This is a genomic window from Methyloversatilis sp. XJ19-49, from assembly GCF_024580145.1.
Taxonomy (GTDB): domain Bacteria; phylum Pseudomonadota; class Gammaproteobacteria; order Burkholderiales; family Rhodocyclaceae; genus Methyloversatilis.
The window spans coordinates 1-15,776 of sequence record NZ_JANINI010000018.1 but is presented as its reverse complement, the minus strand read 5'-3'; the positions used below and the strand labels follow the sequence as shown (position 1 = coordinate 15,776).

At 65.7% G+C, this 15,776-nt stretch carries 16 protein-coding genes and 1 pseudogene; 3 read left to right on the top strand and 14 right to left on the bottom strand.

From position 1 onward, the window contains the following. Window positions 1–303 precede the first annotated feature (303 nt). The 11 genes from pufC to NMQ16_RS17675 form a co-directional block, all read right to left on the bottom strand. Complete coding sequence (gene pufC, locus NMQ16_RS17725) at window positions 304–1,410, bottom strand: photosynthetic reaction center cytochrome PufC (RefSeq protein ID WP_257082288.1); 1,107 nt, start codon at window positions 1,408–1,410, stop codon at window positions 304–306. After that, window positions 1,410–2,387, bottom strand: coding sequence for a photosynthetic reaction center subunit M (pufM, locus tag NMQ16_RS17720; protein WP_257082286.1), 978 nt, complete (start codon window positions 2,385–2,387; stop codon window positions 1,410–1,412). Before pufM ends, pufC begins: the two co-directional genes overlap by 1 nt. A gap of 23 nt (window positions 2,388–2,410) precedes the next feature. Next, window positions 2,411–3,229 carry a photosynthetic reaction center subunit L gene (gene pufL, locus NMQ16_RS17715; RefSeq protein WP_223300116.1) on the bottom strand — a complete coding sequence of 273 codons (819 nt, stop codon included), beginning with the start codon at window positions 3,227–3,229 and terminating at the stop codon, window positions 2,411–2,413. A 111-nt stretch (window positions 3,230–3,340) separates the two neighbouring features. Beyond that, on the bottom strand, window positions 3,341–3,541 hold the full coding sequence (gene pufA, locus NMQ16_RS17710; protein ID WP_069039366.1) for a light-harvesting antenna LH1, alpha subunit: 201 nt from the start codon (window positions 3,539–3,541) through the stop codon (window positions 3,341–3,343). 10 nt (window positions 3,542–3,551) lie between these two features. After that, window positions 3,552–3,782 carry a light-harvesting antenna LH1, beta subunit gene (gene pufB, locus NMQ16_RS17705; RefSeq protein ID WP_257082284.1) on the bottom strand — a complete coding sequence of 77 codons (231 nt, stop codon included), beginning with the start codon at window positions 3,780–3,782 and terminating at the stop codon, window positions 3,552–3,554. Between the two features lie 157 nt (window positions 3,783–3,939). Next, window positions 3,940–5,388 carry a chlorophyllide a reductase subunit Z gene (bchZ, locus tag NMQ16_RS17700; protein ID WP_257082283.1) on the bottom strand — a complete coding sequence of 483 codons (1,449 nt, stop codon included), beginning with the start codon at window positions 5,386–5,388 and terminating at the stop codon, window positions 3,940–3,942. A gap of 85 nt (window positions 5,389–5,473) precedes the next feature. Further along, window positions 5,474–7,000, bottom strand: coding sequence for a chlorophyllide a reductase subunit Y (bchY, locus tag NMQ16_RS17695; protein WP_257082282.1), 1,527 nt, complete (start codon window positions 6,998–7,000; stop codon window positions 5,474–5,476). 10 nt (window positions 7,001–7,010) lie between these two features. Further along, window positions 7,011–8,033 (bottom strand): chlorophyllide a reductase iron protein subunit X, encoded by a 1,023-nt coding sequence (locus NMQ16_RS17690; protein ID WP_190295015.1) that lies wholly within the window; start codon window positions 8,031–8,033, stop codon window positions 7,011–7,013. Beyond that, window positions 8,030–8,965, bottom strand: coding sequence for a chlorophyll synthesis pathway protein BchC (gene bchC, locus NMQ16_RS17685; RefSeq protein ID WP_257082281.1), 936 nt, complete (start codon window positions 8,963–8,965; stop codon window positions 8,030–8,032). The genes NMQ16_RS17690 and bchC overlap by 4 nt, the downstream gene beginning before the upstream one ends. Before the next feature lie 102 nt (window positions 8,966–9,067). Further along, window positions 9,068–10,243 (bottom strand): acetylserotonin O-methyltransferase, encoded by a 1,176-nt coding sequence (locus tag NMQ16_RS17680; RefSeq protein WP_257082280.1) that lies wholly within the window; start codon window positions 10,241–10,243, stop codon window positions 9,068–9,070. Between the two features lie 38 nt (window positions 10,244–10,281). Continuing rightward, the gene (locus tag NMQ16_RS17675; RefSeq protein ID WP_069039362.1) at window positions 10,282–11,175 is read right to left on the bottom strand and encodes a polyprenyl synthetase family protein; all 894 of its coding nucleotides are present in this window, start codon (window positions 11,173–11,175) and stop codon (window positions 10,282–10,284) included. Window positions 11,176–11,337: 162 nt separating this feature from the next. On the opposite strand from NMQ16_RS17675, the gene NMQ16_RS17670 reads away from it, so the two are divergent. Further along, window positions 11,338–12,336 (top strand): carotenoid 1,2-hydratase, encoded by a 999-nt coding sequence (locus NMQ16_RS17670; protein ID WP_257082279.1) that lies wholly within the window; start codon window positions 11,338–11,340, stop codon window positions 12,334–12,336. A gap of 2 nt (window positions 12,337–12,338) precedes the next feature. Here the strand turns inward: NMQ16_RS17670 and NMQ16_RS17665 are convergent, their stop codons facing one another. Continuing rightward, on the bottom strand, window positions 12,339–12,494 hold the full coding sequence (locus tag NMQ16_RS17665) for a hypothetical protein (protein ID WP_257082278.1): 156 nt from the start codon (window positions 12,492–12,494) through the stop codon (window positions 12,339–12,341). A gap of 89 nt (window positions 12,495–12,583) precedes the next feature. On the opposite strand from NMQ16_RS17665, the pseudogene bchO reads away from it, so the two are divergent. Then, window positions 12,584–13,090, top strand: a pseudogene (gene bchO, locus NMQ16_RS17660) (alpha/beta fold hydrolase BchO); the annotation flags it as partial. Between the two features lie 22 nt (window positions 13,091–13,112). Then, a complete protein-coding gene (locus NMQ16_RS17655; RefSeq protein ID WP_257082277.1) occupies window positions 13,113–13,586 on the top strand; it encodes an alpha/beta fold hydrolase in 474 nt (157 codons plus the stop codon). A 111-nt stretch (window positions 13,587–13,697) separates the two neighbouring features. Here the strand turns inward: NMQ16_RS17655 and NMQ16_RS17650 are convergent, their stop codons facing one another. Both NMQ16_RS17650 and NMQ16_RS17645 read right to left on the bottom strand, forming a co-directional pair. Further along, window positions 13,698–14,753 carry a phytoene/squalene synthase family protein gene (locus NMQ16_RS17650; protein ID WP_257082276.1) on the bottom strand — a complete coding sequence of 352 codons (1,056 nt, stop codon included), beginning with the start codon at window positions 14,751–14,753 and terminating at the stop codon, window positions 13,698–13,700. Window positions 14,754–15,024: 271 nt separating this feature from the next. Beyond that, a partial coding sequence (locus NMQ16_RS17645; RefSeq protein ID WP_257082275.1) for a VWA domain-containing protein occupies window positions 15,025–15,776 on the bottom strand: 752 nt, incomplete at its 5' end.

The window sequence follows — 15,776 nt, the reverse complement described above, 5'->3', positions numbered from 1 at the left end:
AGCAATGAACGGAAAGGTTGCAGCCCGGCCGCGCTCCCCGGCCACAGATTCTCTCAGGTTCGTGGTCGGCCGCGAACCCCTGCAGTCATCATGCAGAGGCAATACAACCCCTGCTGCAGCGCAACACCTCTTGCGAAGCAAACGCGCAACAGCGCTGCGTGAACGCCTTCGGGCCCCGAAGGGCCCGAAGGGTGCAACGAGGGTCCGGATCCGCCCCCGCAAACGCCGTCTGGCACGGCGGGGGTGATGCAGGAGCGGCCGGACGATCTTTGCCGACCACCGGCACGCGGCCGGCGACCGAACTTACGGCTTCGCCGCCTCTGCCGGCATCTCGGCAGCCGGCTCGACCGGCGCCTCTGAGGCAGGCGCCTCCGGTGCAGCCGCAGCCGGGATTGCCGCCATGGCACCGGCTGCGCTCAACGCCATGTAGTCCTTCAGCATCGAAGCACCATACAGCGGCTTGTAGGCACCCTGATGGCAGGTCGCGCAATTCACCTTGGCCACATCACCCAGCGCGCCGAGACGATGGACCGGGAAGGTCTGCGTCAGCGGATCCATATAGGCGTTGTTCAGCTCACGCGACATCCGGATGCCGTGCCAGGCCGTCACGCGCTGAGGCGTGCTGGTTTCCCACGACGAGAAGGCGCGTGTGTTGTGGCAGTAGGTGCAATTCACGCCGAGACCATCCGACATGTGCATCATCAACGCGTAGGTGTCTTCGGTCGCCTGGATCGATCCCACACGTACGTTCGGCAACGCGGTCTTCGCATTCACGGCGATCGTGTTGGCCTTGCTCAGATACGGAGTGAAAGGATCATAGGGCAGCGATGCATAGGCTACCGACTCGGCCGGGGTGTTCTGCCCGCCCTTGCTGCCGACCATGCGTGTCGCATGCTTCTGCGGCTCGGGTGCGAACCACACATTGGCCGGAACCGGCATGCCGCGGTGGCAGGTGTAGCAGGTGACGCCGGTGTCCGCGACGTGCGTCTTGTAGTCGCTGTTGATGGTCTGTGTCATCTGGATCATGCGCCGCGCAACGACCTTGGTGTAGAGCGAGTCATCGGCCAGATTCTGCAGGTTGTGGCAGTAGCCGCAACCCTGTTCCGGCGCCACCCACTGCGTCATGGCAACCATGATGCGGGTGAATTCGGCCACGCTGACGTCGCCCAGCACCTTGACGTTCTGATACACCTCGGACGCCTTCTGCCCTTCCTGCGGTGCTGCGGGCAGTGCCGCGGGTACGGCATGGATGCCGGCCTGCTCGGCGACGATGCGCGGGTTGGAGACCTTGACCATCGCCGTGCCGCGGAAGCCATGCTGCTCGGTGGTGATCGGCGGCTTTTCGCACGCCGACACCAGCACGCCGGCCGCCAGCAACAGTGCGACGCGGATGACTGTATAGGACTTCATCATTGTTGCGCTCCTTGCAGCGTTGCGGGATCGACGACCGTGCCGAAAACCGCCGGGTACATCGGTGCGACGTGGTGCTTGACCGCCCACAGATACCAGTTGTCGACCACGGTGCCGGTGAGCAGGATGCCGATGCCGCCGGTCAGCGGACACAGCACTGCGAACCACCAGGCCCAGCGGTGGATGGATTCCATCGACGCGTTGAAACCCATCGTCCAGCGCCAGAACAATGCCGCACGTTCCGATGCCGTACCGCGATCGACGATCTGTTCGATTTCGCGTTCGCCACCGAAGCGGCTGACCGCAAGGATGGTTGCACCGTGCATGGCGAACAGCAGCGCCGAACCGTAGAGGAAGGCGATCGACAGCATGTGGAACGGGTTGTAGAACAGATTGCCGTAGCGGATCGAGAACGCAGCAGTCCAGTCCAGGTGCGGGAAGATGCCGAACGGCACCGCCTCCGACCAGGAACCCATCAGCAGCGGACGAATGAAGCCCAGCACGAGGTAAAGCCAGATCGCGGCGGCGAAGGCCCAGGCCACGTGGGTACCCATGCCGAGTGCCTTGGCGCGGCGGTACATGCGCAGCCACCACAGCATGATCGACAGCGTCAGGAAGAAACCGGCCATCAGCCACCAGCCCCCCTGATTGAGCGGTGGCAACTTCAATCCATATTCCGGCGGCGGCGGCTCGAGGCCCAGCCAGAACAGCTGGCGCACGAACTCGATCGGACTCCAGTTCACCGACGCCAGCATGTTGAGGCCGATGATTTCGAACGCGACCAGGAAACAGACGATCGATGCGATGCCCAGCCAGCCCAGATAGATCGGGCCGATCTGTGCATCGCCGAGCCTGCCGAACAGATGCACATCCGTGGGTTTGCCCATCCGCTCACGGTCTTCGCGACCGATCGAGACGCCCGGGAAGGCGGGTCCATGCACCTGGACCTGGGTGAAAATATTCTGGTATTCCGCCATGACTCTACCCTCTCTTTCTTCTGTTAGCGCCACACGGGGAGGTTGAGCCACCAGCTCCACCATTCGGGCCAGCCGCGCGTCCAGAACGGGCCGCTGATGATGATGCACACGGCACTCCAGAAGACCGCCGACAGCGCAAGGAACAGCCCGAGACGGTGCACACCGAGCGTACCGATCGAGTAGCCGATCGCATCGCGGAAGAAGGTGTTTTCATGATCCGGCGTCTTGACCACTTCGCCCTTCGCGGGGTTGGTCGAGGACAGGATGAGCGCGCCGTGCAGCGACAGTGCGAGGGTGGTGGCAAAGAAGAAGCTCACCGCCAGCATGTGCGCCGGGTTGTAATGGAAATGCAGATACTGGTAACCGGTATTCGAAACCCAGTCCAGGTGACTCATGATGCCGTACGGGAACCCGTGCCCCCATGCACCCATCAGGATGGGCCGGAAGACGACCAGGGTCACGTAAGCCAGAATCGCGAAACCGAATGCCACGGGAACGTGATAACCGATGCCGAGCTTGCGACATATCTCGACTTCCCGGAGTGCCCATGACACGAAGGCCCCGATTGCGCACACCGTGATCAACTGCCAGAGCCCGCCTTCCATCAGCGGTGCCATGCCAAGCCCGTAACTCAGGTCGGGCGGCGCAACGTTGATCTGCCACAGATTCCAGGTCGGCCCCTGCGAGGCACTCCAGACGATGAGCAGCGTTCCCACGAGGGAAAAGAACATCGTGGTGACGCCGAAGAATCCTACATAGAAGGGGCCTACCCAGAAATCGAACAGGTCTCCGCCTATCAGCGTGCCACCGCGGACGCGGTACTTTCTTTCAAAACTGAGCATGGACATGCCAACCCCCTTTTGGGAAGCCTTCGGGCCTCCACTTTTCAAACTTGGCTTCGCAACAAGCGAGGCCGGGCAGGCCCGGTCCTCGCCAGACTTGCGCCTTCCTCTTTACTGCACCTGATTCAGTGCAACCGGTGCCGGCATTGCGACACTTGCCGCAGCCATCGGCTTCTTGCTCGGTCCTTCGATCCAGTTGAAGCGATCGGTACTGAGAAGAATGAAATGAATCACGATCGCGAGCACAAACAGAAAGACGGCCAGAGCCACCAGTGATCTGCGCGGATCGAACAACATCCATATACGCCACATATTCTTGCTCCTATGCCTGGTAGATGTAGGGAATGACCGAGTACGTCGCCGCCTTGATGCCTTCGAACAGCGACGCATAACCCTCGGAACCGGGGAACCAGGGACGCCAGTTCCACACGAGGATGTGCGCGATGATTGCGATGACTGTGAAGACGATGAAGCTGGTCATGAAAATGGCGTGGAATTCCCGCGCCTCGGAAGCTGTCAGTCCTGACAGGGATCCGCTGTTGGCATCAGCCATAACATTTACCTCCTGATGGGCCTTTCGGCCGTGTTACCACCGCGCAAACCCCGCGCGGCAGGGACTTTCGGGGCAGGCCGCACCCCGGAAGATCGTGTTCCGGTCAGACCGGACGCATTTTCGTTTTCTGTCTCTGTGCCTTCGCGGCCGGCCGGATTCATGTCGGCTCGAGCGCAAGGCGCGCATTCATTACGCGTTCCGCCGTGATGCGCGCTTCATCGGCGCGGCGGGCATCTTCTTCCGCCCGGTCACGCAGGCGCTTGGCTGCCGAAATGCGGACCAGGAAGGGCTTTTCATTCACGTACTGGTCGAGCAGGCGCTGCGCCTCGTCGTCCCAAGGACGCGTATCGGCGCGCGAGATGCGCGCAGGTGTCGGATCCACCCGGTCCATGTCGGTGGCCAGCGGCAGGATGTGGAACAGCGCGTCGAACAGCGCGTTGCACACTTCCTGCACGACATACGTCGCACCGGCGTAGCCCATGAAGGGCGTACCCGTGTGGCGGCGGATGATGGCACCCGGGAAGGACGACGGGATATAGCTGGCACGGGCGCCGCATTCGGCCATATACATGCGTTCGTTGTAACTGCCGAACATCACCAGCGGCGTCTTCTCGCGCACCAGACGGCGCACGTCCGCGTTATCGGTCTTCTGCCCGGGGCAGCGCGACACCGCGAAGTTGCACGGCAGGCCCATGTCTTCCTCTAGGAAGTGGCGCAGGCCGCGCGCGTAGGTTTCGTTGGCGACGACGGCGAAGCTGGCGGTACCGAAGAAGTCCTGGGTGACCGAGCGCCACAGGTCCCAGATCGGCTTGATCGTCGTGTGCTTCTCGCGCTCGATGAAGGGCTCCGGATCGACACCGGTCAGCTCGCCCAGCTTGCGCAGGAAAAGTGTTGTGCTGTGCAGGCCGATCGGCGCCTGCAGGTAGGGACGTTCCAGCGTTTCGCACAGCAGGCGACCGAATTCCCGGTACATGCAGACATTGACGTCGGCATTGACCAGCTTCGGTACGTCGGCCAGGTGACTCCCGAGCGGGAACACCATATTGATTTCGCAGCCGATGCCTTCGACCAGGCGGCGGATTTCGGCCAGATCACTCGGCGTGTTGAAGGTGCCGTATATCGGCCCGATGATATTCACCCGCGGCTTTGCGCCCTCGGCGCGCGGCTTGCGCTCCGGTATCTTCTTCGTGCCGTACTGTGTCCAGAGCCAGTTGATGGCGCGATTCGCGCACTGCCACTGGTCCTCGTCGATGGTGCGCGGCAGGAAGCGCTGAATGTTCGTGCCTTCGGGCGTCACGCCGCCACCGATCATTTCGGCGATGGAGCCGGTGACCACCACGGCCGGCATGTCGGGATCGAGCACCGCGTGCGCGCGCTTCATCGCCCCTTCGGTGCCTTCGCGCCCGAGTTGCTCTTCGGCCAGTCCGGTCACCACGATGGGCAGTTCATGCGGCGGCAGGCCGTCGGTGTAGTGCAGCACCGAGGTGACCGGCAGGTTTTCGCAACCGACCGGACCATCGATGACCACCTGCAGACCCTTGACGGCGGTGAACACATACACCGCACCCCAGTAGCCGCCTGCGCGATCGTGATCGAGGACTAGCATGTCGTCCTCCGCCCGGCCGTCCGAAGGAGGGCGATCGCCCAATCGGCGGGCAGCCGATGGTTGGCGCAGGGGCTCCGATTCGGCCTCATATGGCCTCCTCCACGCTGCGCGCCTTGGCCAGCTTGGCCATTTTCGCCCTGTAGGCGGTGCGGAACTCGGGATGGTCCTTCGGAGATTCCTGCCAGACACCGGCGGTGTGCCCGGTGCCGACGCCTTCGAAGAAGTCACTCATGGTGTCGAAGCGCGCCTTGTTGGCGATGGCGGTGTTGACCACCGTCGCCAGCGAGCCGGCACCGGCCGGTCCCATCAGCGGGCGCGCGGAAATCAGGTTCGTGAAGTAAAGACCCGGAATGCGGGCTTCCTTCGCCGCCTGCACGATGGGCGTCGTGCCGATCGCGAGGTCGGGCTTGAATTCGTGCATTGCCGCCAGATCCTGCTCCAGCGATGCGCGGTACTGCACATGGACGCCGTGCGCGTTCAGCCAGTCGAGGTCAGCCGCGCTATGCACCGTCTGCGGGCAGGCCGTGCCGACGTAGCGCAGGTCGGCGCCGCTTTCGACCAGCAGGCGGGCGACCAGCAGTTCGGACCCTTCATAGCCGCTGAGCGTGATGCGACCCTTGATCGGATTGGCCGACAGCGCGCCACGGATGGCAGGCAGGAAGCGGTTTCTGGCCGCATCGATCTGAGCCTGTCCGACATTGCATGCGTTGCCGATGGCCTGCAGCCAGGCATCGGTGCCGTCGTGTCCGACCGGCGCCGAACCGACGATGGCGCGCCCTGCGGTTTCGAATTCACGGAAACTCGCGGTGTAGAAAGGATGGATCCCCGCCACCACGGCGCAATCGAGGGCTGCATACAGCTCGCGCCACTCTCGCGTCGGGACCACCGGACCAGCCGCCAGGCCAAGGGGTTCCAGCATTGCACCGATGCCGACCGGATCCACCGGAAACATTTCGCCCACCAGGGCGACCGTGGGTTTGTCGCTGATGCCGTTGCGCGGCGCCTGCACCGGGCCCTGCTCGGCTTCGGTGCGTGCGTAGCGCAGCATCGCGCCGGCCAGTACGTCCTTCGCCTCGGCATGGGTCGGCACGCCGAAACCCGGCACGTCGATGCCGATGATGCGCACGCCGTTGATGTCCTTGGGCAGCAGCTGCAACGGCACACCACTGGCGGTCGGCACGCACAGGTTGATGATCACCACCGCGTCGTACTGCGCCGGATCCGCCAGCTTGAACACCGCTTCGCGGATGTCTTCGAACAGCTTGCCGGTCACCAGCGATTCGCTGTTGAACGGCACGTAACCCACACTGCGACGCGCACCGTAGAAGTGCGAGGTGAACGTCAGTCCATATACGCAGCAGGCCGAACCCGACAGCACGGTCGCGGTGCGGCGCATGCGCAGGCCGACACGCAGCGAGCCGAAGGCCGGACACATCGACTGCGGCTGGTCATGCGGCCCCTTCGGATAATCCGCTGCATACTGATCCAGCACATCGCTCTTGCCGGCAGCGCGGGCCGCGCCCTCCAGCTGGTCGCGACCGGCATGGCAGCCCAGACCGTCGCCTTTCAGCGCATCGGCGTTGATGACCTTGATGTCGGAAATGTTGGACATGGTGGCCACCTCAAACGGTGTCGTACACCACTTCGAGCGTGGGCTTGATCACTTCATCCTTGCCCAGCATGTCGGCCACGGTGGCAGGCGTCATCACATAGTCACGCCCCGTGACATCGGCGGCGAACAGTCCCAGCAGGCCGTCCTGCGTCATCGGTTTCGGCCGTACCGGCGGCGCTTCGGCCACATTCATCGCCAGTTCCTCGAACAGCGGCGCCCACTGCGAGCCGGGCCGGCCGATGATTTCGTAGCTGGCGCTCTTGCGACGGATGTCGTCGTTGGCCGGAATCGTCGCCAGTACCGGTATGCCGGCGGCTTCGGCAAATTGCGCCGCCTCGCCGGTGCCGTCGTCGCGGTTGATCACCACGCCGGCCACGCCAACGTTGCCACCGAGCTTGCGGAAGTATTCAACCGCACTGCACACGTTGTTGGCGACGTACAGACTCTGCAGGTCGTTGCTGGCGACGACGATGACCTTCTGGCACATGTCGCGGGCGATCGGCAGTCCGAAGCCGCCGCACACCACGTCGCCCAGGAAGTCGAGCAGCACGTAGTCGAAGCCCCAGTCGTGGAAGCCCAGCTTTTCGAGCGTTTCGAAGCCGTGGATGATGCCGCGACCGCCGCAGCCGCGACCGACTTCCGGTCCGCCCAGTTCCATGGCGAACACGCCATCGCGGATGAAGCAGACATCGCCGATCTTGACTTCCTCACCGGCGAGCTTCTTCTTGCTGCTCGTTTCGATGATGGTCGGGCAGGCCTTGCCACCGAACAGCAGGCTGGTGGTGTCGCTCTTCGGGTCGCAGCCGATCAGCAACACCTTCTTGCCCTGCTGCGCCATCATGTAGCTGAGGTTGGCGAGCGTGAAGCTCTTGCCGATGCCGCCCTTGCCGTAGATCGCGATGATCTGCGTCGTCTTCGTCGCTTCACCGGTCGGGACCGGATCCGGATCGATGGCGGCTTCGGCACGCAGCACCTTGTTCAGGTCGAACTTGATCGGCGAAGTGCCGGACGATGTTCCGCAGGCGTCGCTCATGACATGGATCTCCAGTCGAGAATCATTTTCAGGCAGGCCGGATCGGAGAACGCCGTGCGGTAAGCCGCATCCGCATCGGTCGCAATCTGCCGGTGGGTAATCAGACCTTCGAGCGACAGCCGTCCGTCGGCTGCCATGTCCCGCACCGTCACCAGATCGCTTTCCTGCCACTGCGCGGCAATGCGCAGGCGGGCTTCACGCATGAAGGCCGGCGGGAAGTTGAAGGACAGTGCGTCTTCGTAAAAACCGGCCAGCACAATCTCTCCGTGCGGGGCCAGCCGGGCAATGAGTGCGTCGAGCAGGCTGCCGTCGCCACTGACATCGCAGATGCAGCGGTAATTGCGGCGCTCGTCGGTGGCGGGGTCGATGACGCGATAGCCCTCTGCGCCGTCGGCGCGTGCCGGATTGCGTTCCCACACGATCGGGTCGCCACCTGCGGCAACGGTCAGGCGGGCGATCATGCGACCCAGAACGCCGTGGCCGATGATCAGGTCGGGCAGGTGATCGCCGTCGGCGATCGCATGCTGCCCGGTCGCCGCAAGCGCCAGCAGGATGCCGCGTTCGCCGAAGCTGTCGTCCAGCGTGACAGTGCGGGCAGCCGGCACCACCAGGCGGGAGGCCGCACCGCCGAACAGGCCGCGCACTTCGCCGAAGCAGCGTGCACCCGGCACGAATACGTGATCACCGACATTCAGACCGGACATGGCACCGGCGGCGCTGACGCGCCCCACCGATTCGTAGCCCGGCACCAGCGGATAACCCATGCCGGGGAACGGCGGCATGCGGCCGGACCACAACAGGCGCTCGGTGCCGGTACTGATGCCGCTCCACTCGACGTCGACCACGACGTCGGCATCGCCTGCCGGCGTCAGTTCGAGCTGGCTCAGCTCCAACTGCTCCGGCTGCTTCAGTACTACGGCAATACTGTTCATCGCGCCTCCGCGTTGAGGACCCGTCGTTCATGTGTCGCGACGGCTTGTCACCTTGAGTGTCATTCTAGGCTTACTCTGATTAGTGTCAACTAATCATTACATTTATGTCTGTAAATGTTTCGGACGCGCAACCAGCACGCACGTCTGCAAAGGAATACGGGTCGGAATCAGGCCGATCTGGCAGAAACCGGCGGCACGCAGCATTTCGGTCAGGCGGCCTTCGGAGCGCGGACGGCCGCGGCCCATCGCCATCAGGTAGAAGCCGAAGTAGGCATCGCCCACAGGTTCGGCGCCGCGCACCCCGGACATCTGTTCGGCAATCAGCAGAACGCCGTCGTCCGGCAGCGCACGATGGATAGCCCGCAGCAGCGCCATGACATCTTCGTCGTCGTGGTCGTGCAGCACGCGCACCAGCGACATCAGATCGGCACCGGTCGGCAGTTCGCCAGACTGGAAGGAACCGCCGAAGGCCGTGGCACGCGCGGCAAGACCGGCCGCATCGAAACGCATGCGTGCGCGCTCGGCGACCGCCGGCAGATCAAACAATTGAAGTTTCAGATCGGGCGCGCGCTGCGCCGCCGCGGCGAGGAAGCTGCCGTCACCACCACCGATGTCGAGCAGGCAGCGATGCATGGCGACCGGATAGGCGTCGAGCACCTCGGACGCCACCATCGGCTGCGATGCCGCCATCAGCGCGGTGTAGTCGCGGATGCGTTCGCCTTCCAGCGCCGACGCCTGCTCGTTGCCGGCATACGGCCAGTATTGCGACAGCGCCGTGCGCTGCGACAGGCCGCGCAGCAGCGCCAGCGGATCTTCGAAATCACGATAGATGCGGCCATGGTGTTCCACCATCGCCGCGATGCCCGGGTTGGCGACCATCGCCGTGCCCAGCATGCCCAGACCGTACCGGCCACCTGAACGACGGGCCACCAGGCGCAGCGCGACTGCGGCGTCGAGCAGACGGGTGGCCGCTTCGTCCGACATGCCGATGCGCGTTGCAATCCGATGTGCCGCCAACGGTCCGCCGGCCAGCAGCCGGAACAGGTCGACCCGCACGCAGGCCAGCAGGATCTGCGAATAGACGAAGCCGCCACACAGATCGAACAGCGCACGCGCCTCGCGCCGGGCTTTCCAGCGCGTCAGCGGAAACGCGGACGCCCAGTGATGAAAGCGCGGGCTGCTGAGCAGGCGATCGGCGGCGTTGCGCAGGCGATCGGCGAGACCGGGCTTGCGCTCGCCGTCGAAGGCCGACGAATCCATGCTGAACGGGGTACTCATTCCGTCTGTGCGCGGTCAGGAAGCGGGCAGGGCCGGCTTCAGAGAACGCTGTCGGCAAGTTCGCGCGGAATCAGCCGCGATGCTTCCATCGCGATGACCGCGCGCAGACCGTCTGCACCCGAACACACAGGCACCGAATCGATGGCTTCGGCCACCAGCAGGTTGAGGCGACGGATCGCACCGTGCAGGCCCAGTTCGCGCACAGCGCTCGGACGGCCGAGCGCCACGTCGCGACCGACCGGCTTGCCGATCTTGGACGCATCGGACGCCGCATCGAGGATGTCGTCGGCGACCTGGAACGCTTCACCCATGCAGTCGCCGAGCGCACGCCAGGGGCCGGGATCCGCGCCGGCAGCCGCGGCACCCGCCATCGTGGCCGACGCAAACAGCGAACCGGTCTTGGCCTGCTGGTACTCGCGCAGATTGACGTCCGACTCGCATTCCCAGGCCTGACCGGCCACGATGCCCGACGGCACGCCGACCCCGCGACCGATGATGGACAGCAGCGGCACCAGGCGGTAGGGCGCATTCGCCCCCCCACGCGCCAGGGTCTGGAAGGCGAGCACGATCAGCGCATCGCCGGCCAGCACTGCGATGCGTTCGCCGTAGGCACTGTGCACCGAAGGTTTGCCGCGGCGCATCGGTGCATCATCGAAGCAGGGCAGATCGTCATGCACCAGCGAAGCACAGTGCAGCAGTTCGATGGCGGCGGCGGCGTGGTCTGCCACCGAGGTGTCGTCTTCGCCGCAGGCGCAGGCGGCGGCCAGACACAGGCGCGGGCGGATGCGCGCACCCCCCGGAAACACGGCATAACGGATCGCCGATGCCAGCAGCGGCGGGCAGGTCGGACCGTCGGCATGCGACAGTGCGGCTTCCAGCGACTGTTCGACTGCAGCACTCAGGGCCTGCTCGATACGCTTCATGCCGTCCATGTCCGTCTCCTGTTGTTGTCGTCGCGACTGTCAAGCTTGCTTGTCGCGTAGTAGCGTCATGTAATGTAGACATTACACACAACAACGTCAATCACGATTTACAGGAGCTTCCGTGAACGCGCATGACAAGGTTCGGAACGGGCAGGATGCGGAGCGCTGCCGATGTGCAACAGGCCCGTGGGCCTGCACCACGACAGCCAGGCGATGAACGCGCGCGACTTCTCGGCCCGCGTGCCGCCGGGCGGCTATCAATGGTGGTATGTCGATGCGATGAGTGACGACGGCCGCTACGGCCTGACCATCATTGCCTTCGTCGGCAGCGTGTTTTCGCCGTACTACGCCGCGGCGCGGCGGCGCGCGCCGGGCCGGGCCGATCCGCAGGATTTCTGTTCGGTCAATGTCGCGCTGTACGGCGACTGCCGGCGCTGGGCGATGACCGAACGGGGCGTCGGCGCGCTGCGCCGTTCGGCCCACGAACTGGCGATCGGCCCGAGCCGCCTGCACTGGGAGGGTGACGCGCTGGTGATCGATCTCGATGAAGTGTCCACGCCACTGCCGCAACGCCTGCGTGGACAGGTTCGCGTGCAGTCACCGGTGCTGTCGCGCAACGCCTTTGCGCTCGATGCCGAAGGGCGGCACCTGTGGTCGCCGATCGCGCCCTGCGCACGGGTCAGCGTGCAGCTCGATCAGCCCTCGCTGAACTGGCAGGGTGATGGCTATCTCGACAGCAACGCCGGCGAAACATCACTCGAGGAAGCTTTCGTTCGCTGGCACTGGTCGCGCGCCAGCCTGCACGGCGGCGACACGGCCGTGCTCTATGACGTGATGCGACGCGATGCGTCGAGCGCGTCGCTCGCGCTGCGCTTCGATGCCGACGGCGGCTTCAGCACCTTCGACCCGCCGCCCGAGCAGACGCTGCCGACCACGATGTGGCGCGTCGACCGGGCGACGCGCAGCGAGCATGCGTCGCCGCAGGCGCAAACGCTGGAAGACACACCGTTCTACGCCCGGTCGATGGTGCGCACACAGCTGCTCGGCGAATCGGTCGGCAGCATGCACGAAAGCCTGGACCTCGACCGCTTCCGCAGCCGCTGGGTGCAGACCCTGCTGCCCTTCCGCATGCCGCGCCGCAGCGGTACGCGGGTGTGCGCGGCGCTGTAAGCTCAGTGCGCGGCGCCGTTGTCCTCGTCGGTCGCATCGGCCTGAGCGCGGTCCGCCTTGATCTGGCGACGCACCGATACCAGTTGATACACGGCGAATCCGAGCACGCCACCGATCACCAGCAACGCTTCGATCAGTTTCAGCATCGTGGAACTCATGTCCTGCCCTCCTTCGGCCACTCACTTGCGGTGCCTCTTCCGGTGATGCTGACCCCGCCCCTCGGCACAGGTTCTGCCGCCGCGACGTCATGAGGGCGCTCGACTGGACACGCGACGGCGGCGACTGGCCCAACCGCACGGCCAGCCGCTTCGTCGAGGCGGGCGGGCTGCGCTGGCATGTGCAGGTGGCCGGCGACGGACCGGTCCTGTTGCTGCTGCATGGCACCGGCGCGGCAACGCATTCGTGGCGTGCGTTGCTGCCCGAGCTGGCGACACGCTACACAGTAGTCGCGCCCGATCTGCCCGGACACGGATTCAGCGGCACACCTGCGTCGCACCGGCTGACGTTGCAGGGCATCGCGCGCGCGCTCGGCGGACTGCTGGCGGCGTTGCAAGCGGAGCCACAAGTGGTCGCCGGGCATTCGGCCGGTGCGGCCATCATGCTGCGCATGAATATCGACGGGCTGCTGCCGGCACGCGCGCTGATCAGCCTGAATGGCGCGATGCTGCCATTGCCCGGGCTGGCCGGGCTGCTGTTCCCGCCGGCAGCACGTCTGCTGTCCGCCCTGCCCTTCGCGCCGCAGGCATTCGCCTGGCGTGCCACGCANGAATGGCGCGATGCTGCCATTGCCCGGGCTGGCCGGGCTGCTGTTCCCGCCGGCAGCACGTCTGCTGTCCGCCCTGCCCTTCGCGCCGCAGGCATTCGCCTGGCGTGCCACGCAGCGCGACGCGGTCGAGCGCTTGATCCGCAGCACCGGATCGGCGCTCGACCCGGCCGGCGTGGCGCTGTATCACAAGCTGGTCAGCACACCCGCCCACGTCGCCGGCGCACTGGCCATGATGGCGAACTGGGATGTGGCGCCACTGGTGCGCGACCTGCCGTCGCTGCGCGCACCGCTGACGCTGGTGGTCGGCAGGGGCGACGAAACCGTGTCGCCGGAGGAATCGCGCCGGGTGCACCGCATGGTGCCGGGCTCGCGTCTGGTGGAACTGGAGGGTCTGGGTCATCTGGCGCATGAAGAAGCGCCCGCACTCGCCGCACGGCACATCTTCGAAGCGGATGGAAGCTGCGACGCGGCGCACCGCCGATAACCTGAAAACCTCGCTTGGTCGGCGCGTGGTGAAGTACGGGAGGCAAGGCTGACAGGGTGTCCGGCAGGACGCGAGCGTGGCAAGCGGTCGGCCGAAGTTTTCAGCTGGAATTCAGCTGGGCGTGCCCTGCGTGCCGCGATTGCGTTCTTCGCGCTCGAGCCGCTCGAACAGGTCGATCAGCCACTCGATGCGCTGCTGCGGCGTGCGCCGCGGAATGCCGATCAGTGCCGACATGTCGACGGTCGGCGCAGCGGCCACCGCGTCAGCCAGCGCCGACACCTCATCGAGCACGTGGTAATGCGCCGTGGCGGACAGGGTCGGCGCGCCGCTCAGCGCTTCGGCCAGCAGCACGCTCTTGCGCCAGGGCGACACGATGCTGCGCGACGACACGGAGTCGTAGCCGCGGCGTTCGACACCGCGGCCGATTTCGGCATAGACACTGCGCGCCGCACGGATGCCCGGTCGGCAGCCTGACGGAAGCTTTTCGATGCCGGGCGCGGCACGCGCGTACAGCAGGTCGGCACACTGCAGCAGGCGGCGCACCACCTGCGCGAGCCGGTCATCGAACACCGGTTCGGCCAGCCAGCCCGCCGGATCGAGCCCCGCTTCGACCATCCAGTCATGCGGCAGATAGAGCCGGCCGCGCCGGGCGTCTTCGCCGACATCGCGCGCGATGTTGGTGAGCTGCATCGCCAGACCCAGATCGCAGGCGCGCGCCGCGATTTCACGGTCGCGCACGCCCATCAGCAGCGCCATCATCGCGCCGACCGTGCCGGCGACGCGGGCGCAGTACTCGAACAGTTCGGACTGCGTCATGTACTGACGGCCACGCGCGTCCCACTCGAAGCCTTCGATCAGCGCCAGCAGCAGCGATGCAGGAATGTTGAAGCGGGCCACGACACGCGCCAGCGTGCGGTCGGCCGGTTCAGGATGCGGCTGTCCGGCGCAGGCCTGTTCGACCCGCCAGCGCAGGTGCGCGACCGCGTTCTCATCGGCCTGGCTGTCATCGACCAGATCGTCGGCGATGCGGCAGAAGGCATACAGCGAGCAGGCTGGCTCGCGCACGGCGCGCGGCAGCAGCAGCGATGCCGCGAAGAAGGATTTCGAGCCGTTGCGCAGCAATGCGCGACAGGCCCGCATGTCCTCTGCGTGCGTCGGTTCAGCCATGCAGATCACGCGGCGGCGCACTGCAAGGGATCGCCAGTGTCGCGGCGATCGCACACTGCGACATGCAACGGCAATGGCGAAAGCCGTGCCAATCGGCGTGCGGATCGATAGGCGAATCGACGTGCGGAGGGGCGAATCCTGACAGGGCGGTGGGCGGCAGCATCGTGGATCGAGTATAGATATGTCAATTTAAATTGACAATAAATTTCTCGTCAGATTGACACTGGTCAGCACAGGTGAGCGCGCTCGGGTGTAGCGCCCGGTCGCCGGCTCAGGCGATCGCGCGGACGATCTTCGAAATGCTGACCGCGTCGGCCGCCGACAGCGGCATGTACATTGCTGCCATGTCGGCTGCGAGTTCTCGTGCCGCCGGCTGCGGCCGCGGCGACGTGTCGATGAACAGCGCGCGGAAGGCGCTGGCGCGCACCCGGCGCGCGGCCGATCGCGCATCCTCCTCGGCGCGGGCGCGGCCGCCGGCGCCGTCGCGCGCCACATTGGCACGACCGTCGGTCAGCAGCACCAGCGTCGGCGTGTCGCCACGGCGCTGCACCGCATCGGCCAGCAGCCAGCCGGCATCGATGCCGGCGGCCAGCGGCGTGCCGCCACCGCCGGGCAGACCGGCCAGACTGCGCTTGGCGCGCACCAGCGAACGGGTCGGCGGCAGCAGCACCTCGGCGCCGCTGCCCCGGAAGGCGATCAAGGCCACGCGGTCGCGCCGCACATAGCAGTCCGCCAGCAGCAGTTCGACCGCACCCTTGGCTTCGGCCAGCCGGTTCAGCGCGGACGAACCGGAGGCGTCGACCAGGAAGATGGTCGTGGTTTCCGAGCGCTGTGCGAAGCGGGTGATGCGGAAGTCATCCGGCCGTACATCGACCAGGCAGTTCGACGGCGCAGACTCGCGGGCGGCGCGGCGCAGCGGCTGCCAGGGCGCGGCCGCACGCAGCGTTTCGATCAGGTTCAGGCGCGCACCGTTGCCGGGTGTGCCGCGGCGGATGCCGGCCGGCCGGCCGCGCAGGCCACCGG